The organism is Vibrio sp. Isolate22 (assembly GCF_022398115.1).
Taxonomy (GTDB): Bacteria; Pseudomonadota; Gammaproteobacteria; order Enterobacterales; family Vibrionaceae; genus Vibrio.
This window is the reverse complement of record NZ_JAKEUW010000035.1, coordinates 25,504-43,462: the sequence shown is the minus strand read 5'-3', so window position 1 is coordinate 43,462 and position 17,959 is coordinate 25,504. Positions and strand designations below refer to the sequence as shown.

Sequence of the window (17,959 nt, the reverse complement as noted above, 5' to 3'; positions counted from 1 at the left end):
TGACGACAAAATACGTGATTTGTTGACCTGAGTTATTAGGACTATATATGCGCCTCTAATTTATTGTCTGAGTGCTATACATGAACCAACTAATCGATGCTCTTTCTACCCAAGGTTACTGTGTTTGGGATGACTTCTTAACTCATGAAGAAGTGGTGGCATTGAGGGATTGCATTCCAGAGAACTGGAAAAAGGCTAGGATTGGCCGCAACGATGAAGTAACACGAGAATCAAGTATTCGTAGTGACAAGATTCAATGGGTACACCGTGACATGGGTGAGCCTGCATCTCAGTTCCTAGATAAAATGGAGCAGATTCGTTTAGCTGCAAACCAAGCGTTCTTTTTGGGCTTGTTCGAGTATGAAGCGCACTTTGCTAAATACGAAAAAGGCGACTTCTACCAAAAGCACTTAGACTGCTTTAAAGGCAACGAAAACCGCCGTCTGACTACTGTGTTCTACATGAATGACGAGTGGAGTGAAGATGACGCTGGTGAACTTGTGGTTTACGACCTACAAGACAATCACATCGCCACCATTCCACCAAAATCAGGTCGTCTGTTTGTGTTCTTATCTGAGCAGTTCCCACACGAAGTTCTGCCAACCAACACAGAACGATTCAGTATCGCAGGTTGGTTCCGCATCAACGGAGTGAAAGACAACCAACTCGATATCGCTCACTAAAGCGAACGTCGGGGCAAAGCTTAATCTCATCCAAAGCCTCTCCACTCGAGAGGCTTTTCCTTTTAGTACTGCTAGGAAAGTACTAAGAGGAAAATATCACTTTTATGAGCAGAATCCTGTGTAGAGACTCTTGCACAGCAATTACTCTGGCGTATTCGGGAAAACTGATATTTAATAATTATTTACGATGCGCATTCAAGAAGGATTAATTATGTCGTCTATCATCGTAGGTCACCGTGGTGTAGCAGGTACTCACCCAGAAAACACCAAAGCAAGTATTGAACAAGCCGCTAAGCTTGGCTTGAAATGGATTGAAGTTGACATTCAGCAGACTCAGGATGATGAGCTTGTGGTTTGTCACGACCACACTCTCGAACGCTGTAGCGATGGTAAGGGCCGTGTTGATGAACACACCTTGGCAGAACTACGTCAGCTTGATTTTGGCAGCTGGAAGTCAGCGCAGTTCGAAGGAGAGAGAATACTCACACTTAGCGAGTTACTTGAACTTGTTGAAGAACATAACCTCAGCGTTAACCTAGAGATAAAAGTCGATAGCCGACACCAAGCGCCTCATGTCGTTGATCTTCTACACAGCGAGCTGATCCGCTCAAACATAGACACCGACAGAGTGCTGCTTTCAAGTTTCAGTCATGAAGTTGTCGCAGAAATAGCTCATCACTTACCAAGATACCGAGTTGGTGTGATCACAGAACAGCTCTCTCAAGACGAACTTCTGCTTATTGATCAGGTAAAAGCGTTCAGTTGTCATATGAATTACGAAAACGTCAATCAGGATGATCTTGATACGCTTGCCGAAGCAAAGATTCAAACATGGTGCTACACCGTCAATGATCCGTCTACGTTTAAATTCCTATCCGCCGTCGATGCGATATTCACTGATTTCCCAGATAGATTTAGCGCGAAAAATTGACTGGGTAAATGCCAAAGTAGTAAACATTTAAGACGGGAAAATTTACCTCGATAAACCTCAAAATTAAGTAGCAAACACAAGTGAGTAGGAGTACATTCCGCTGCTCACTTGGTTTCATTAGCTCGCACTATTTAGGCAGCTTTATTGGTTACTTAATTTATGGATCTCATTTTTAGTCCAACTTTCCCAATTTTGGGTGCAATCTTCATTTTTGCCGCGATCGTTCGTGGCTTCTCAGGCTTCGGTTTCACCTTAGTCGCATTGCCTTTAAGTGCGTTGTTCGTTCCGGTTATTGAGCTTGTCCCTGTGTTCATGCTTATCGACCTACTTGGTAACGTTCAATTGCTGCCTAAGGTCAAAAAACATGTCAATTGGCGCTGGGTCGCCAAGGTATTTATCCCTTGCCTTGTGTTCACTCCTGTTGGCCTGCTTTTACTCAAATCAGTTAGCCAAGACACCATTATCTTGATCATCAGCGCCTTTGTCTTCGCGTCTGCACTTATGATCTACCGAGGCTTTCAATATAAAAGTGAACCAAGATTTGCTCCCTATATCCTAGGAAGCCTTGCTGGAATAATGAATGGTGCGGCTTCTATGTCTGGTCCACCTATTGGCACCCACGCATTGGCAAGCCCTGTAGCGCCGCACATCGCCAGAGCTGGGTTGATTGCGTTCTTTGTTTTGGCGGATTCAAGTGCGTTTGTTTCTGCATCCATTGCAGGGCTCGTCGACCGTGATGTGGTCTGGCTGACACTGGCACTGTTACCAAGCAGTATATTTGGTGGCTATGTGGGTTCGAAACTGTTCGAAAGGTTTGGTGGCGAGAAATTTAAGCCTGTCACTATCGGACTGCTAATCGTGATTGCGTTTTTCAGTGCAGGTCGAGTTCTACTGTAACGAACTGTCTAATTTCTGAAGGAATATGGGTACCAGAACCTACCATTCGATGTGGATAGGGGTGCCCATTTTAACCAGTTGAATAAACTCATCCATATCTTGGTTGGTTAATGCGATACAGCCATCTGTCCAATCGAAACTTTGGATAAAACCTGGCGAACGACGCTCACCGTTTTTAATACCATGAATTTTGATGTTACCACCCGGGTCCACATCGTTCTCTTCAGCCCACTGTCTATCAGAGGAGCGCGGATAGTTGATGTGTACCGAACGGTAAAACTCAGAGCGCTCCATGATATAGTCGAGCGTATATTCCCCTTCTGGCGTTCGGTTATCCCCTTCAAAGCGTTTATGCCCTTTCGGTTCCTTACCCAAAGCAATACGAAACTCTTGTACCACCTCATCTCCTTTAAGTAAGTACATTCTGCGTTTCGATTTATCGACTTTCACTAAGGTCACGACTTGCAACAGAGGATCGATTTCAGAAAAAGAGTCTGGCGCCATGTAGGGTTCTAATAATGAAGCTTGAGCAGAAGCTTTAGGTAAACGTTTCGATGAACCTTTTGCCAGCTGAGCAATTTGAGTGGGTTGGTCCTCACCCAGCGCCTCATCCACATCAATCACATGCTTTGATTTTGACGTGTCAGTAGAGTTAGGAGAGGAAGTTGAGATGCGTTGTGAATGAGCTGGTGCTGACTCAAAGACAATGGTTTCAATAGCGGTAGCGTCAGACACTATTTTCTCAACAACGACCTTCTCGGCGTGTGCGAACGGAGTCATAAAGAATAAGCATAGTGATAACGGTAAAAACGGACGCACCCTTATATCTCCTCAAAACGCATCGACATGATTCGAGACTGAGTCTCCATTCCTAGCGACTCATAAAAACTCTGAGCTTGTTGATTAAACTCCATCACCTCTAGTCTTAACTCTATCGTCCCCTGAGCTTGCGCCCACTGATTGAATGACTTCATCAGTGCTCGACCCACGCCTTTACTCTGAATTTGGTCATTCACCACAATAGTGTTCACTCTTGCCACCTTGTGTGACTGGATAAAGCTCACGCCTTTGTTCTGCGTCACCTTGCCTGCAAGAAAGCCAATCACTTCATCCTGTTCAACAGCAACAAAGAAGGCCCCAGCCGGGTCAATCATTAAGCCCAGCCAGTACTCCTCACTGTCTGCATTGCTCTGTGATGGCGGCGCGAAAACCATAGGCGCACCAAGATGATGTTGACGATTTATCTGATCAGAGAGCGCTAAAATCGCGTTAATGTCAGTTACCTTCGCAGTCCGAATTTGCATATCATCACCTAGTTTGAATTCAATTACACCTTAGCAAAAATGCCTTAGATGTGCACCGTCCCACTGGTAGACTCAGCCCTGCGATGAAAGATTACCTTTAATATTAGGCACTAAGTTTAAGGAAATTGTTCCGCAAATCTCGAACACAACACCTACCTTTGAGTGCTACTATCTTCGCAGACCCTAAGTATCGGATACCACTATGATTAAGTTCGCTGTAATTGGAACCAATTGGATTACACAAAAATTCGTTCAAGCTGCACATGAATCGCAATCGATGCAGTTAACTGCTGTTTATTCACGAAACCTAGACAGCGCGGCACAGTTCGCACAAGAGTTCGATGTTGAAACCACATATGACTCACTCGACGCGTTAGCTAACGACAATAGGGTTGAAGCGGTGTACATCGCCTCCCCTAATTCGCTGCACTGCGAGCAGTCGATTCTGATGATGGAACATGGCAAGCACGTCATCTGTGAGAAGCCTGTTGCATCGAATATCACGGAAGCAACACGCATGTTTGAAGTTGCTGAGAAAAACGGTGTGGTGCTGTTTGAAGCGTATAAATCTCAATTTCTGCCTAACTTTAAACAAGTCCAACTTGGGCTAGAGAAAATCGGCAAGGTGCATAAAGCGCACATCAACTACTGCCAGTATTCATCGCGTTACCAGAAGTACTTAAATGGTGAAAACCCAAACACCTTCAACCCGGCTTTCTCAAATGGCTCATTAGTCGACATCGGCTTCTATTGCGTTGCAGCAACGGTAGCGCTGTTTGGAGAACCTGAAAACGCGCAGGCCTCTGCAAAGTTACTGGAGTCTGGCGTTGATGCGCATGGCTGTGCCATCTTCCAATACCCCGAGTTTGACGTGACCCTTGCACACTCTAAGGTCAGTGACTCTTACGCACCGAGTGAGATCCAAGGTGAGCAAGGTGCGATCATCATTGATCACATCGCTGAATGCACCGACGTTAAGATCCGCTACCGCGATGGCAGCATTGAAAATCTCACTCAAGTGCAAAGCAACAACTCAATGAGTTACGAAGCGCAAGCCTTTGCTGGTTGCATTGGTGGCGATCACACCACACAAACCGATACAAAACAGCGCGCATTAACTGTTGCCAAATTAATTACAAAGATGCGTCAACAAGTTGGTGTCGTTTATCCTGCAGATAAATAATACAGACCACTAAGCTAACGCACTGATTTTAATAACATACCAGTTTATGCATAACTAAATTTAATCCTTACGACAAATAACCGGATTAGTTGATCAGAGGGCTATCTGATTAAATCCGCGTTCGATATCTATCGTATTTATTTAATTTATTGAAGGTGTGTAAAGTGTTTTCAGTTGATGATCGCGTTGTAGCAACAAAAGGTGTTGAACTTGGTGAAATGGTAGTAACTGGTCTAAGTGCTGGTGGTTACTACGTTCACGTTACAACAGTAGAAGGCGCAATGCCGCTTACTTACCCAATGCAAGATCTTAAAAAAGCATAGTCTAACCGCTCTGCTCTTTTAGTAGTCACTCTGCTAAAGGTAACAAAATTGAGGCCTTGGCTGCTTTACTCTTCTGCATTAGAGTGAACAGCCAGGGCCTTTTTTATATCTGCTACTCCCCGCCAAACCCTCCACAGGTTTAGTCATTGCAGCAAAGCCGAATTCAACAGACAATAGAATGAATCAAAGCGGAACGACACCAAGCACTTATTGCCTGTGAATACGCACTCTCTATTGATGTTTAGTGTTTACAGAAGTTTCTGGTACATTAGCATCATCTTATACTTACAATGACCATGAACTGAGGGAAGCTATGAAGCTTTATATTTACGACCACTGCCCTTTCTGTGCACGAGTCGCCTACATTGCTCAATCTCTGGGCTTAAACATCGAACTTGTTTCTGTGGATTATGATGATGCCCAAACCCTTATCGATTTAATCGGTAAAAAGATGGTACCTGTATTACAAAAAGACGATGGTTCTATCATGGCAGAGAGCCTAGATATCATTGCGTACTTCATGGACCTAAAATCAAGCGACGAGCAGCGTGAACCATCAGAGCAAGTAACCCTGTTCCAAACTCGCGCATTCCCGCTAAGCCAGCGCATTGGTTTACCACGTTGGTGGAAACTGGACCTTGCCGAGTATCAATCACCAGCAAGCAAAGAAGCATGGCGCGCAGCCAAAGAAACTGAAGAACTCAACTTCGACAAGCTGATTGAACAAACACCGCAGTTTGTTGAACAGATTAACCCGCTTCTGAAAGATGCAGAGCTGCTGCTGAACATAGAAAACGGTGAGTCTTCGCTGCCTCTTATCGACCAAGCCTTGTACTTCTCTATGCTGCGTGGCTTCTGCGTAGAGCCGAGCATCACATGGCCACCAGCACTAGAGCGTTGGTTAGAGAAGCAAAGCGAAACTCTGAAGCTATCTCTGCTTCGCTAGTGCACTTTTCCTTTAAGAAGCTAAAGGCTGTGTTCAGCTTTTAGCTTCTAACCGTTCTATTTCCTACCTTAATCAATTCCAACAATACCATTCACACTTCATTCATACTGACAACCGTACGATATAGGCATTCCTGTATTGCTAGAGTCCTGTATGAATACTTTTAAAACCACACTGCTAACCTTATTTGTATCACTTTCTGTCTGGTTTATATTGCCAGTCGATCTCGAGTTGGCTCGAAAAGTCCCAGCATTTTTTGCTGCAATCTCCATGCTCAGTATGGCTGCGGCAATGCTCATTAGCTGCCGTACTAAATGGCTAGATCGTCTAATTGGTGGGATAGATAAGGCTTATGTTTGGCACAAATGGTTAGGTATTTCAGGTGTGCTTGGTGCTAGCTTTCACTGGTTATTGGTTCCGGGCCCTGCTGGCAATGGCATTGATCCAACCTTTGCTGATTTTGGAGAGGAAGTTGGGCAGTGGGCTATGTATGGCCTGATCTTATTAGGCGGTATTAGCATGATCCGCCAGATCCCTTACCGAATTTGGTATTACACACATATGCTAATGGGGCCAATTTTCATCATCTCGGTTTACCATACATTCTTTTCAGATGTGCCATTTAGCCTGACCAGCGTAACGGGTATCACTTTGCTGTTCGTTTCCACTATCGGGATTGTAAGTTGGGTTTACAAAGCCATCTTTAAGAAACGAAGTTTCTGCACCTACACAGTTAGCGATATTAAAGCGATAGACAACGCTGTAGAGGTTACCCTTGAAGCTGAGTCCAAAAGCATTGATTACCAAGTCGGACAGTTTGCTTATCTGGATTTTAACTTGGATAAGGTATCTCACTTCCACCCATTTACTATTACGTCTCACCCTTGTGAGCAGCAGCTGAGCTTTATTATTCGAAATTTGGGCAAGCATACTCAAGCGCTACAAACACAACTGGTCATCGGCCAGAAGGTCACGGTTGATGGTGGTTATGGACAACTCATACGCGAAAAGAAGCCAAGTCAGCCACAAGTATGGTTGGCAGGAGGAATAGGCATCACACCTTTTATTTCTTGGATAAAGGCAACGGCTAGCCCTGAGCAAGAAGTTCACCTATTTTTTGTTGGCCGCGGAAAGTTTTATCGCCTTATGGTTCAAAATGTAACTGAGCTAATTGGTAGTAAGAACATTCAATTGCACGTACAAGACAATGAACAGGATCGCCTATCTGCTGACAGTATTAGCGAGAAACTATCTTTACCACTGTCGATGTATCAAGTGTTCGGGTGTGGACCGACTCCAATGCTCAACTCATTGAAAGAGCAACTGGTCAGTAAAGGATTAAAGCCCAGTCATTGGCACAATGAAAACTTTGTTATGAGGTAATACTCGCCAAGCAACAAGGCTCGTTGTTAGTAATTAGCTAAAAACCAACAACGAGCACTTCTCAGCGTTTAGAATCAAAGTAGCCTGCGTCTCAAGCCAGTTCGCTCTAGGATACGTGTAGAAATTTCTTCAACCGATAACGATGAAGTATTGATGTACGGCACAGCTTCTCTACGGAACATCGCCTCTACGGTTTGCAGCTCATACAAACACTGTGAGTCGCTCGCGTATTCACTGCCTGCTAAACGGTTCTCACGGATTTCAGTCAGCCTTTCTGCATCAATGGTTAAACCAAACAACTTATATCGGTATATCTCAAACTCAGGCAACAGCTTTAGTCGCGCTAAATCATCGTGGATAAATGGATAGTTCGCTACGCGTAAACCAAACTGCATCGCCATGTACAAGCTAGTTGGGGTTTTACCACTTCGAGACACACCCAGTAAGATGATGTCGGCTTCTTCTAGACCTTTAAGCGTAATGCCATCATCGTGCGCAAGCGTGTACTCAATTGCGGCAATACGGTCGAAATACTTCACCGAGTCCTTGTTTACACTGCGTGAGCGTTGCAGCTTAGGAGTCGGCGCCATATGGATGTCATCTTGTACCTTCTGAACAATGCTTTCCAACACGTCATAGCAATGAGCAGGCGCTTCAAGCAACTTCGCTTTGATTTCAGGAATCACAATCGAAAAGAACACTAAAGGTTGCTGACCACTCTCACGATACGAAGTGTCGATCTCTTTCAATAAATCAGAAAGTTTGTCCTCACTTTCAACAAACGGAAAGGTTTTCTCATTGGCTTTGAAGGGAAATTGACCTAGAACAACATGCCCTAAAGTCTCACATGTTATGGCCGTTCCATCAGAAACATAGAATACATCACGACTTTGAATATCAATTTGCATTTTTTATTTAATGTTTAAAATTATTTTGAGTAGGATGGTAACCATAATATATATAACAAAACCCTGCTGACTATTACGTCCCCCACAGCTTTTAAAAATAATTTACATTTTTTTAAACTGACACGTAATCGTTTGCCTTTAAATCCCTACAATGCTTGCTATGTTTCTGGAGAAATAAATGCAAAATAATACCCTATGGTTCAATGGCCTATCCATGGAAGATGTCGACAAAGTCGGCGGTAAGAACGCCTCACTGGGCGAGATGGTTTCTAACCTATCCAATGCTGGTGTTTCTGTACCAAATGGTTTTGCTACCACCTCTCATGCGTTTAACGACTTTCTTGACTACAAAGGTCTTGATGAGCGCATTCACCAATTACTTGACGAACTTGATGTTGAAGACGTTGAAGCTCTGCGTAAGACAGGTGCAACGATTCGACAATGGGTTCTAGATGCCCCTTTCCCAGAATCACTAGAGCAAGACATCCGTGATAACTACCGTGAGCTAATCGAAGACAACGAAGAATTGTCTGTAGCTGTACGTTCATCTGCAACTGCAGAAGACCTTCCAGATGCTTCTTTCGCAGGCCAGCAAGAAACCTTCCTTAACGTGAAAGGTATCGATGCGGTACTTGAGGCGACTAAGCACGTTTATGCGTCACTGTTTAACGACCGCGCAATCTCTTACCGTGTACACCAAGGCTTTGACCACCGCGGCATTTCATTGTCTGCGGGTATCCAACGCATGGTTCGTTCAGACAAAGCATCTTCAGGTGTAATGTTCACCCTTGATACAGAGTCAGGCTTTGACCAAGTCGTATTCATCACCTCTTCTTGGGGTCTAGGTGAAATGGTGGTTCAAGGTGCTGTGAACCCAGATGAGTTCTACGTGCACAAGCCAATGTTAGAAGCAGGCCACCAGCCGATCGTGAAAAAGACATTTGGTTCTAAATTGATCAAGATGATCTACTCAACCAACCAAGAGATCGGTAAGCAAGTCGACATCATTGATACAGATGAGCAAGAGCGTAATCAGTTCTCACTGAACGACGAAGAGATCAAAGAGCTGGCCAAACAAGCGATGATCATCGAGAAGCACTACCAACGTCCAATGGACATTGAGTGGGCGAAAGATGGCATCGATGGCAAGCTTTACATCGTTCAAGCTCGCCCAGAGACTGTATGTTCTCAAAGCGACCAAAACGTTATCGAGCGTTACGAGCTAAATAACAAGGCAGATGTACTCGTTGAAGGCCGTGCTATTGGTCAACGCATCGGCTCTGGTCCAGTTCGTTTAGTTGACTCTCTAGACCAAATGTCACTGGTTCAAGAAGGCGACGTGCTAGTAACAGACATGACAGACCCAGATTGGGAACCTGTTATGAAGAAAGCCTCTGCGATTGTTACCAACCGTGGCGGTCGTACTTGTCACGCAGCAATCATCGCTCGTGAGCTGGGCATCCCTGCAATCGTTGGTTGTGGTAGCGCAACAAGCAACCTTGAAGATGGTGCGACCGTGACAGTGTCGTGTTCTGAAGGTGAAACCGGTTATGTCTACCAAGGTGAGCTAGAGTTCGAAATCAAACGTTCTGAGGTTGATGAACTACCATTGCTACCAACTAAAGTAATGATGAACGTGGGTAACCCAGATCGTGCTTTCGATTTCGCGCAGATTCCAAACGAAGGTGTTGGTCTTGCTCGTCTCGAGTTCATCATCAACAAGATGATCGGTATTCACCCGAAAGCACTGCTTAACTTTGACGCTCAGTCTGATGAGCTAAAAGCTGAAATCACACAGCGTATTCGTGGTTACAAAGATCCTATCGATTTCTACGTCGGCAAACTAACAGAGGGCATTGCGACCATCGCTTCTGCATTCTGGCCTAAGCGTGTGATCGTACGTATGTCTGACTTCAAGTCGAACGAGTACAGCAACCTAGTTGGCGGTAAAGAGTTCGAACCACATGAAGAGAACCCAATGCTAGGCTTCCGTGGTGCATCTCGTTACATCTCGCCAGTATTCGAAGACTGTTTCGAGCTAGAGACTCAAGCGATCAAACGTGTTCGCAACGAAATGGGTCTTAAGAACGTTGAAATCATGATCCCGTTCGTTCGCACGCCAAGTGAAGCTGCTTCGGTTATCGACATTCTGGCTAAATTCGACCTTCGCCGTGGCGACCAAGGTCTGAAAGTGATCATGATGTGTGAGCTGCCGTCAAATGCGATTTTGGCTGAAGAGTTCTTGAAGTACTTCGATGGATTCTCTATCGGCTCAAACGATATGACTCAGCTAACGCTTGGTCTAGACCGTGACTCTGGTGATGTTGCTCACCTATTCGATGAGCGTAACCCAGCTGTGAAAGCAATGCTGAAAATGGCAATCGATGCAGCAACCAAAGCCGGTAAATACGTAGGTATTTGTGGTCAAGGTCCATCTGACCATGATGACCTAGCAGAGTGGTTAATGGAACAAGGCATCAGCTCTGTATCCCTAAACCCAGATACGGTTATCGATACGTGGTTGAAGCTAGGCAACGTTGCTAGCAAGTAATCGTCACTAATCGAAATACGAATAAAGCCAGTCATTACGACTGGCTTTTTTAACTATTCCAATAAGGCTCTGGCATTGTCACCTTGTTCATAGATATACAGGCTGACACGAGACAATATGGTTATCTCTTCCATGCTCACTTGGAGTGAGTTTTGCCCTCTTCCAAGGTTCGCTCTCAAGCGATCCACAAGCTCCTGCACGGCGATCAAATCATCCCTCGCTTTCGGTACTCGCGTCTTCATGAAGTTAAACCATTTTTCACTCATATTACGGTTTATTTTGGCAAGCACTTCGCTATTAGTAATAGTAAATGCCTTATCTAGATTACCGCCATCGCGCAGAATATCGTAAATGATATGACCATTTTTCTTCGCTACCATCATGTTCCGAGTATTAAGCTGTAGCTCACCAATGTGGCCATTGGCCATTTTTAAGAAGAACTTAATGTCTTTGTAGCCGGCATCGGTTGCACCGCAGTTAAACTTAGCGTTGTCACCTTGGCTTGTGCCGTAGCGATCTTTCATTGCAGATTGGTGGTGCTTCAGTTCAACGAATTCTTTGGTCAAGATGATCATTGCCTTTGCTACGATCATATCGTCCATATTCTCAAACACGATCGTCATACGTGCCGCATCTTTAAGATCACCGATGTCGTAATGACGTTTACGATTAGTGATCTTGTCTAACGCACCGTGGAAGTCTTTTACACCTAAGTAAGCACCGGGAGGTTGCTTGAGCGTGCCATTACATACTGAGGCCACTTTCACCGAAAACTCTCTGAGCGCCTCTTGCGCTTCAACGGTTTCCATAAACATCATGAAGAGCTGTTTCTTCTTGAGCGTAGCATTGGCAACTTGATTTCGAGAGCCAAAATCAAAGTTCCCATTTGCTAACTTCTGGCTTGATGTTTCATCCAGATAGTTATGGATCTTCTCTTTCTGCGTCATGATATCGAGAATCACCTGATCTTGCTTTTTATTCGCTTCATTCAGGTAATCGAAGTTTTCCACCTTCTGCTTCAGTGCTTGTAGCTTCTGTTGGTAGTCTTTGACATTAACCAATCGAAAGCCCTGAGACATAATGCCTTGCTGGTTTATCTTGGCGAGCACCTTAGCCTTATTCTTCCTAACTTGCTCTTGGCTAATCTGAATTTCTTCTGTGGTCGGCATATCTTAGTTCCCTCTCCAATATGCAGTTCATTCTGTACTGTCGGATGCACTATCCGTTTTCCTATAACGATATTAGTTTATGGATTTGATAATTACATTAGCCATCAAGGATAACCCTATAAAATAAATAAGGTTTGAGAGGTAGTTCCATAAAGTCACTGTACAAAATGCGCCAATTCTATCAACCGCAGGGTTAAGGAATATAGCGAGATCCGGTAACAATGATTGGTATCGTGCTGGCCTTACGTTATCCTTTACACAATTCTTCACAGCTCGACGTTAACGCTGTGAGTCTATCTTCAAGACCAAAAAGAGTAATATGAATTCTACTACCGCAACTCCCTCACCTTCGCTTGGCCGACAACTCTATACCATGACGTGGCCAATGCTGTTTGGGGTGCTTTCTCTAATGAGTTTCCAACTTGTAGACAGTGCCTTCATTGGTCAGCTAGGGGGACTACCGCTCGCTGTTCAAGGTTTCACGCTACCTATCCAGATGATCATCATCGGAATTCAAGTCGGTTTAGGCATCGCGACCACAGCAGTCATTGCACGTGCAATTGGTGCTAACGAAATGCGCTACGCTAAGCAGTTAGGTGGGCTTGTGATCGCAATGGGAAGTGTGAGTGTCGCACTTTTTTCCGTCATCATTTATCTGCTTCGCGGCCCCATTTTAGAACTGCTCGACGCACCAGCAAGCGTATTACCGATCATTGACTCTTACTGGATCTATTGGTTAATCAGCTCTTGGACAGGTGCTCTACTCTACTTTTACTACAGTGTGTGTCGTGCCAACGGTAATACTATGCTGCCCGGCTCAATGATGATCGCAACCAGCATCATCAACCTGATATTGGACCCAATTTTCATTTTTACTCTCGACATGGGTATCAATGGTGCGGCTATTGCGACGATTTTGGCGTTCGGTGCGGGCATCTTTATCGTGGCGCCCAAAGTAACCAAGAAACATTGGATGACGTTCGATTGGCACGATCTTGACATCGGCAAGAGTGTTCGCTCGATTGGCAACATCATGGGTCCTGCGATGGTAAGCCAATTGCTGCCACCTGTATCCTCTATGTTGGCGACTAAACTGCTGGCAGGCTACGGTACGGCTGCCGTTGCGGCTTGGGCGCTGGGTTCTCGTTTTGAATTTTTCTCGATTGTAGCGGTACTTGCATTGACCATGTCGATGCCACCAATGGTTGGTCGCATGTTGGGAGAAAAGAACCTGATTGATATTCGCAGCTTGATCAAGATTGCCGCAACCTTTGTACTTGGCTTTCAAGTCGTAATTGCGCTCGTTACGTGGGTATTCTCAAGTGGATTAGCAGGATTGATGACCAGCGATAGTGAAGTAACCACAATCCTAAACTATCACCTCATGATTGTCCCAATCAGCCTTGGTCCTCTGGGTATTTGCATGCTGATGGTGTCGGTTTCGAACGCCCTAGGTAAGTCTTACACCGCATTAACGATTTCAGCATTGCGTCTGTTCGCTTTCTTCTTACCCTGTTTATGGATTGGCTCTCACCTGGCTGGAATTGAAGGCCTATTCTGGGGTGCCATGGTCGGTAATGTGTTTGCCGGAACCTGCGCATGGTTCATGTACCAACGCGCTTTAGGCCAAGTTGAAGCTAAGCTTGCCAACTAACTCGCGAGCAAGCTTTTAGCTTATATTTGTTAAATACAAAAAAAGCAGCCACTTAGGCTGCTTTTTTAATTTTCAGAATGAAAGAATATCGAGTTTAAGCTTGCTCAAAGTGACTCAAGAACTCACCACAATCTTTCTGAAATAGTGGCAAGGCTTCAGCGAGCTTTTCATCTTCCCAATGCCACCACTCAAGGGCTTCTAGTCGCTCGGCATAGCTAGGATCACCAAAGCGAGGTCGCAGAACCTTGGCTGGGTTACCAACCACAATTGAATATGGAGGCACGTCTTTCGTCACCACACTACCAGCACCGACAATAGAACCATTGCCAACCGTGATACCCGGTAGCACAATCACGCCGTGGCCAATCCACACATCGTGTCCAACATGCACTTTGTCTTCTTCGCGCCACGAGAACACCTCATCGTCCAGCGATGAAGGATCTTCACCTAGTTGATACTTGCCCGGGCGATAAGTGAAATGATGCAGCGTTGGACGCCACCATGGATGATTGCTCGGGTTCAGGCGAACCGCCGCCGCAATGGAGGTGAATTTACCAATCTCGGTAAACATCAGATTACAGTCGTTTTGGATATAACTGTAATCTCCAACCAACACGTTATTTAACACGCAACGGTCAGCGATTTCAGTCCAACGCCCAAGTTCAACGTTGTGTAACTTACTGCTCTCAGCAACACTAGGTTCGCTGTTTAAGGTAGGTGAAAGCGGTTGGCTCATAGGGTTATCTCCTCGCCATCGTTGAGAATACGTAAACGTTGTGAAAAGGCGTGGGGATGTTGTGCAGCCCAGCCGAGCATATGGTGACTGACATGGATCAAACCAAGATTCTTCGGACGACAGGCTTCATCAATACCTAATATGTGGTGAAAGTCATTATGATTTAAGTTCGATCGAACTTGAGGGTCTTCAATTGGCGGGGAGTTACAATCGGTGATCAACCAATCGACAGGAAACTCTTTCAACCAACGCTCAGTTTGCTTTGGCAGCCCCACCGTGTCTGTTAAATATGCTAATCGCTTTCCATCCAATTCAAAGCAATAACCAAGGCAAAGTTTAGAGTGATTGAGCGGTAAAGGTGTGACGGTGATTCCCTGCCAATCAAACGACTTAAACGCCTGAGCACGCAGCGAAAAGTCTAAGATTCCCGGATGTTTATAGAGATCATCACAACCCAGCGGATCATCAGGAGAAATTACCGAGATCTGATCGCCTGCCCCCCACCGGAGATCAAACAAACTCTGCACATGATCCATGTGGTAATGTGTTAGTAAGATCTGGTCAATCGATCCTGCGGGGAATCGGGACATAAGATCAGGAGCATTGGCATCCAACAGCAGAAGCTTGCCATTATGCTCAAGAAGCGCTGATGACTTTTCTCGCCTTAAACTCGAGTCCTTAAGAGCAGAAATACACACCGAACAATCACAACCGTAAACTGGCACCATCGCGCTGTTGGCGGTGCCTAACATGGTCAACTTCATGCGACACCACCTGCTGGTTCTGCGAGCCTTTCAGCTTGCTCTTTTAATCGTGCAAACTGCGCAATGCTCTCTTCAAGGGTGCCACTATTATCAATACACAGTGTGTTATTGAGAGTGGATAGTGGGTCTAAACAATAGTCCGCAGCACGCTGCAGTCGAAGGGCAATCTCAGCACCACTTTCACGGCCACGTGCTCGCAAACGTGCTTCTAATACCTCTGGCTTGACGCTCACCACAACGGGGACTAATCGCTCGCCAAACAAGTCTCTAGCTGCATCTAAATACGCACGTGAGCCATTAACCACAACACTCAAGCCCGCATCCATCCATTGGTGAACTTCTTGACCGATGCCATAGCTCATACCATGAGCCTGCCAACTCATCGCAAACATATTGCGCGAGTAGCGAATAAAGAATTCATCATCACTGAGCTCGATATGGTTTTCGCCACCAGCATCGGCTGCACGTGTGATGTAGCGATGAGCAACCACTAAGTCTTTTACGAACTGCTCACGCAGCGCTGAGATAATCGAATCTTTGCCTGCACCAGAAGGACCAATTACGTAATAAAGCTGACCCGGTTTGTCAGCTTTTGGAGTAGCGTTCACCACCCCATTCACATCAAATGAGTAACCTTTAGACATGGATTAGAATACCTTCTTGCCTTCGCGCCACACACGAGAAACCAGTTGATGACCATCAACACGATGTGCGAGTACTAAGTCAGCACGTTTGCCTTCTGCAATCACACCACGGTCATGTAAGCCAAGAGCTTGCGCTGGGTTCAACGTCGCCAGTTGTACCGCTTGCGCCACATCGAGGTTGTTACGTTCATCGTTGACCAGCGTAAATACTGCATCTAATAAGCTCACTGGGTAGTAATCCGAAGACAAGATATCCAACACACCCAAAGACACCAATTCATGCGCAGCGACATTACCCGAGTGTGAACCGCCACGAATCACGTTTGGCGCACCCATCATTACCTTCAAACCTAATTCGTGAGAGCGTTTCGCCGCTTCAACTGTGGTTGGAAACTCTGCGATAACCATGCCTAACTCTTTAGATTCGGTCACATGTGCGCTTGTCGCATCATCATGGCTTGCTGTTGGAATGTTCAACTCACGGCACTGGCGTGTGATCTCATCACGATTCTGTTTCGACCAACGTTCAGACTGAGCAACTTGGTCTTTTTCATACACCGCCATCTCAGCATCCGTCATGTTGTATTTGCCTTGATAGTAAGTGCGGTACTTGTCTAAGTTTACAAACTGACGCTGACCCGGCGCATGATCCATCAAGGACACCAACTGTACTTCAGGCATATTCACGTAACGCTCGAACAAACCAACGGTAGTTGAATGCGGTACTTCACAGCGCAAGTGAATACGGTGCTCAGCACGAGTTAGACCGCGTTTCTGGCTTTCAGCAACGGTATTAATGAATTGGTCGAGGTTCTCTTGGCGATTGCCATCTCGATAGTCACCCAAAGCAACCGCATCAAGTACAGTGGTGATGCCTGAGCCAATCAGCTGAGTGTCGTGTGCACTCATTGCCGAAAGCGGCGGCCAATTCACCTTTGGTCTGGGCGTGAAGTACTTCTCGAGATTATCGGTATGCAGCTCAATTAAACCCGGCATTAAAAAGCCATTCTCACCATCAAAGGCACCTGGCAGTTGGCTTGTAGAGTCAGACATATTGGCGATCACGCCGTCTCGCAGTTCAACCGAGCCACGTATCACTTCATTTTCAAGCACCAGATTTACGTTGGTAATAATCATTTGCGTCAGCTCCCTTTACGCACACGCTGTAGTGAGTGGTTTTGGTGAAATGTCTTGTTGTAGCTTGACGTCATACAGGCGGTCAGCAACTAAATCTCGTGTTGCTTCATCATGGAAGATACCAATGATTGCAGCGCCGCACGCTTTGGCTTCTTCAATCAAGCTAACGACTACCGCACTGTTGGTCGCATCGAGCGAAGCGGTTGGCTCATCAAGCAATAGGATTGGATAATCAACAATAAAGCCGCGAGCGATGTTCACACGCTGTTGTTCACCACCAGAAAAAGTTGCTGGCGCCAGGTGCCACAAATGCTCTGGCACTTTTAGGCGAGTCAGCAGTAGCTTTGCTCGCTCTTCGGCTTCTTGCGCGCAGCCACCCATTTCCAACATAGGTTGCATCACTACTTCTAGCGCACTGATACGTGGAATCACACGCAAGAACTGACTAACCCAACCTATAGTGTGTTTACGCACGTTAATAATTTCTCTTGGTGTTGCTTTAGCAAGGTCTATTGTGTTGCCTTGGTGCACAACATTGATCGACCCTGAGTCCACTAAGTAGTTTGCATACAGCGCGCGCAGCAGTGTGGATTTACCTGAGCCTGAATGTCCGTGCAAAACCACACACTCGCCGCTGTCTACAGAAAAGTTCGCACCAGTAAGTACAGGCAGTTCAACGCCATTTTGATTGTGCAGCACAAAGATTTTGCTGACGTTGTTTACGGTTAGTTTGGTATTCATGTCAT

Annotated in this window: 18 protein-coding genes; 9 read left to right on the top strand and 9 right to left on the bottom strand. The window is 45.6% G+C overall.

Annotated features, from left to right (window positions below):
• The first annotated feature begins 80 nt into the window (after positions 1–80).
• From L1D55_RS18000 to L1D55_RS17990, 3 genes are all read left to right on the top strand, one after another.
• Complete coding sequence (locus L1D55_RS18000) at positions 81–683, top strand: 2OG-Fe(II) oxygenase (protein ID WP_239918342.1); 603 nt, start codon at positions 81–83, stop codon at positions 681–683.
• Between the two features lie 211 nt (positions 684–894).
• On the top strand, positions 895–1,614 hold the full coding sequence (locus L1D55_RS17995) for a glycerophosphodiester phosphodiesterase family protein (RefSeq protein ID WP_239918341.1): 720 nt from the start codon (positions 895–897) through the stop codon (positions 1,612–1,614).
• Between the two features lie 159 nt (positions 1,615–1,773).
• Positions 1,774–2,511, top strand: a complete 738-nt coding sequence (locus tag L1D55_RS17990; RefSeq protein ID WP_239918340.1) for a sulfite exporter TauE/SafE family protein — start codon at positions 1,774–1,776, stop codon at positions 2,509–2,511.
• A 39-nt stretch (positions 2,512–2,550) separates the two neighbouring features.
• Here the strand turns inward: L1D55_RS17990 and L1D55_RS17985 are convergent, their stop codons facing one another.
• Both L1D55_RS17985 and L1D55_RS17980 read right to left on the bottom strand, forming a co-directional pair.
• Positions 2,551–3,330, bottom strand: a complete 780-nt coding sequence (locus L1D55_RS17985) for a L,D-transpeptidase family protein (RefSeq protein WP_239918339.1) — start codon at positions 3,328–3,330, stop codon at positions 2,551–2,553.
• A 2-nt stretch (positions 3,331–3,332) separates the two neighbouring features.
• The gene (locus tag L1D55_RS17980; RefSeq protein WP_239918338.1) at positions 3,333–3,815 is read right to left on the bottom strand and encodes a GNAT family N-acetyltransferase; all 483 of its coding nucleotides are present in this window, start codon (positions 3,813–3,815) and stop codon (positions 3,333–3,335) included.
• A 202-nt stretch (positions 3,816–4,017) separates the two neighbouring features.
• Between L1D55_RS17980 and L1D55_RS17975 the strand changes: the two genes are divergently transcribed.
• From L1D55_RS17975 to L1D55_RS17960, 4 genes are all read left to right on the top strand, one after another.
• Positions 4,018–4,998 (top strand): Gfo/Idh/MocA family oxidoreductase, encoded by a 981-nt coding sequence (locus L1D55_RS17975; RefSeq protein WP_239918337.1) that lies wholly within the window; start codon positions 4,018–4,020, stop codon positions 4,996–4,998.
• A 164-nt stretch (positions 4,999–5,162) separates the two neighbouring features.
• A complete protein-coding gene (locus tag L1D55_RS17970) occupies positions 5,163–5,321 on the top strand; it encodes a hypothetical protein (RefSeq protein WP_008221767.1) in 159 nt (52 codons plus the stop codon).
• Between the two features lie 313 nt (positions 5,322–5,634).
• Positions 5,635–6,267: a glutaredoxin 2 gene (gene grxB, locus L1D55_RS17965; RefSeq protein ID WP_239918336.1), complete on the top strand. Its 633-nt coding sequence runs from the start codon at positions 5,635–5,637 to the stop codon at positions 6,265–6,267.
• Positions 6,268–6,420: 153 nt separating this feature from the next.
• A complete protein-coding gene (locus L1D55_RS17960) occupies positions 6,421–7,650 on the top strand; it encodes a ferric reductase-like transmembrane domain-containing protein (protein ID WP_239918335.1) in 1,230 nt (409 codons plus the stop codon).
• A gap of 74 nt (positions 7,651–7,724) precedes the next feature.
• Here L1D55_RS17960 and L1D55_RS17955 read toward each other — a convergent pair whose 3' ends face one another.
• The gene (locus L1D55_RS17955) at positions 7,725–8,558 is read right to left on the bottom strand and encodes a pyruvate, water dikinase regulatory protein (protein ID WP_239918334.1); all 834 of its coding nucleotides are present in this window, start codon (positions 8,556–8,558) and stop codon (positions 7,725–7,727) included.
• A gap of 178 nt (positions 8,559–8,736) precedes the next feature.
• Between L1D55_RS17955 and ppsA the strand changes: the two genes are divergently transcribed.
• Positions 8,737–11,109, top strand: a complete 2,373-nt coding sequence (gene ppsA / locus L1D55_RS17950) for a phosphoenolpyruvate synthase (protein WP_063523883.1) — start codon at positions 8,737–8,739, stop codon at positions 11,107–11,109.
• Between the two features lie 53 nt (positions 11,110–11,162).
• Here ppsA and L1D55_RS17945 read toward each other — a convergent pair whose 3' ends face one another.
• Entirely contained in the window at positions 11,163–12,278 is a 1,116-nt protein-coding gene (locus tag L1D55_RS17945) for a hypothetical protein (RefSeq protein ID WP_239918333.1), read from the bottom strand.
• A 319-nt stretch (positions 12,279–12,597) separates the two neighbouring features.
• On the opposite strand from L1D55_RS17945, the gene L1D55_RS17940 reads away from it, so the two are divergent.
• Positions 12,598–13,932: an MATE family efflux transporter gene (locus tag L1D55_RS17940; RefSeq protein WP_239918332.1), complete on the top strand. Its 1,335-nt coding sequence runs from the start codon at positions 12,598–12,600 to the stop codon at positions 13,930–13,932.
• A gap of 94 nt (positions 13,933–14,026) precedes the next feature.
• Here L1D55_RS17940 and L1D55_RS17935 read toward each other — a convergent pair whose 3' ends face one another.
• The 5 genes from L1D55_RS17935 to phnL are packed head-to-tail and all read right to left on the bottom strand — an operon-like array spanning position 14,027 to position 17,954.
• The gene (locus L1D55_RS17935; RefSeq protein ID WP_239918331.1) at positions 14,027–14,668 is read right to left on the bottom strand and encodes a DapH/DapD/GlmU-related protein; all 642 of its coding nucleotides are present in this window, start codon (positions 14,666–14,668) and stop codon (positions 14,027–14,029) included.
• Positions 14,665–15,432, bottom strand: a complete 768-nt coding sequence (gene phnP / locus L1D55_RS17930) for a phosphonate metabolism protein PhnP (protein ID WP_239918330.1) — start codon at positions 15,430–15,432, stop codon at positions 14,665–14,667. The genes L1D55_RS17935 and phnP overlap by 4 nt, the downstream gene beginning before the upstream one ends.
• Positions 15,429–16,076 (bottom strand): ribose 1,5-bisphosphokinase, encoded by a 648-nt coding sequence (gene phnN / locus L1D55_RS17925; protein ID WP_239918329.1) that lies wholly within the window; start codon positions 16,074–16,076, stop codon positions 15,429–15,431. Before phnN ends, phnP begins: the two co-directional genes overlap by 4 nt.
• Before the next feature lie 3 nt (positions 16,077–16,079).
• Positions 16,080–17,213: an alpha-D-ribose 1-methylphosphonate 5-triphosphate diphosphatase gene (gene phnM / locus L1D55_RS17920; RefSeq protein WP_239918328.1), complete on the bottom strand. Its 1,134-nt coding sequence runs from the start codon at positions 17,211–17,213 to the stop codon at positions 16,080–16,082.
• 15 nt (positions 17,214–17,228) lie between these two features.
• A complete protein-coding gene (phnL, locus tag L1D55_RS17915; protein WP_239918327.1) occupies positions 17,229–17,954 on the bottom strand; it encodes a phosphonate C-P lyase system protein PhnL in 726 nt (241 codons plus the stop codon).
• Positions 17,955–17,959: the final 5 nt, after the last annotated feature.

Excerpts from the sequence above, each read along its gene's own strand:
- L1D55_RS18000 (WP_239918342.1), top strand. The coding sequence starts at position 81 with ATGAACCAACTAATCGATGCTCTTTCTACCCAAGGTTACTGTGTTTGG.
- L1D55_RS17995 (WP_239918341.1), top strand. The coding sequence starts at position 895 with ATGTCGTCTATCATCGTAGGTCACCGTGGTGTAGCAGGTACTCACCCA.
- L1D55_RS17990 (WP_239918340.1), top strand. The coding sequence starts at position 1,774 with ATGGATCTCATTTTTAGTCCAACTTTCCCAATTTTGGGTGCAATCTTC.
- L1D55_RS17980 (WP_239918338.1), bottom strand. The coding sequence starts at position 3,815 with ATGCAAATTCGGACTGCGAAGGTAACTGACATTAACGCGATTTTAGCG.
- L1D55_RS17975 (WP_239918337.1), top strand. The coding sequence starts at position 4,018 with ATGATTAAGTTCGCTGTAATTGGAACCAATTGGATTACACAAAAATTC.
- grxB (WP_239918336.1), top strand. The coding sequence starts at position 5,635 with ATGAAGCTTTATATTTACGACCACTGCCCTTTCTGTGCACGAGTCGCC.
- L1D55_RS17960 (WP_239918335.1), top strand. The coding sequence starts at position 6,421 with ATGAATACTTTTAAAACCACACTGCTAACCTTATTTGTATCACTTTCT.
- L1D55_RS17955 (WP_239918334.1), bottom strand. The coding sequence starts at position 8,558 with ATGCAAATTGATATTCAAAGTCGTGATGTATTCTATGTTTCTGATGGA.
- ppsA (WP_063523883.1), top strand. The coding sequence starts at position 8,737 with ATGCAAAATAATACCCTATGGTTCAATGGCCTATCCATGGAAGATGTC.
- L1D55_RS17945 (WP_239918333.1), bottom strand. The coding sequence starts at position 12,278 with ATGCCGACCACAGAAGAAATTCAGATTAGCCAAGAGCAAGTTAGGAAG.
- L1D55_RS17940 (WP_239918332.1), top strand. The coding sequence starts at position 12,598 with ATGAATTCTACTACCGCAACTCCCTCACCTTCGCTTGGCCGACAACTC.
- L1D55_RS17935 (WP_239918331.1), bottom strand. The coding sequence starts at position 14,668 with ATGAGCCAACCGCTTTCACCTACCTTAAACAGCGAACCTAGTGTTGCT.
- phnP (WP_239918330.1), bottom strand. The coding sequence starts at position 15,432 with ATGAAGTTGACCATGTTAGGCACCGCCAACAGCGCGATGGTGCCAGTT.
- phnN (WP_239918329.1), bottom strand. The coding sequence starts at position 16,076 with ATGTCTAAAGGTTACTCATTTGATGTGAATGGGGTGGTGAACGCTACT.
- phnM (WP_239918328.1), bottom strand. The coding sequence starts at position 17,213 with ATGATTATTACCAACGTAAATCTGGTGCTTGAAAATGAAGTGATACGT.
- phnL (WP_239918327.1), bottom strand. The coding sequence starts at position 17,954 with ATGAATACCAAACTAACCGTAAACAACGTCAGCAAAATCTTTGTGCTG.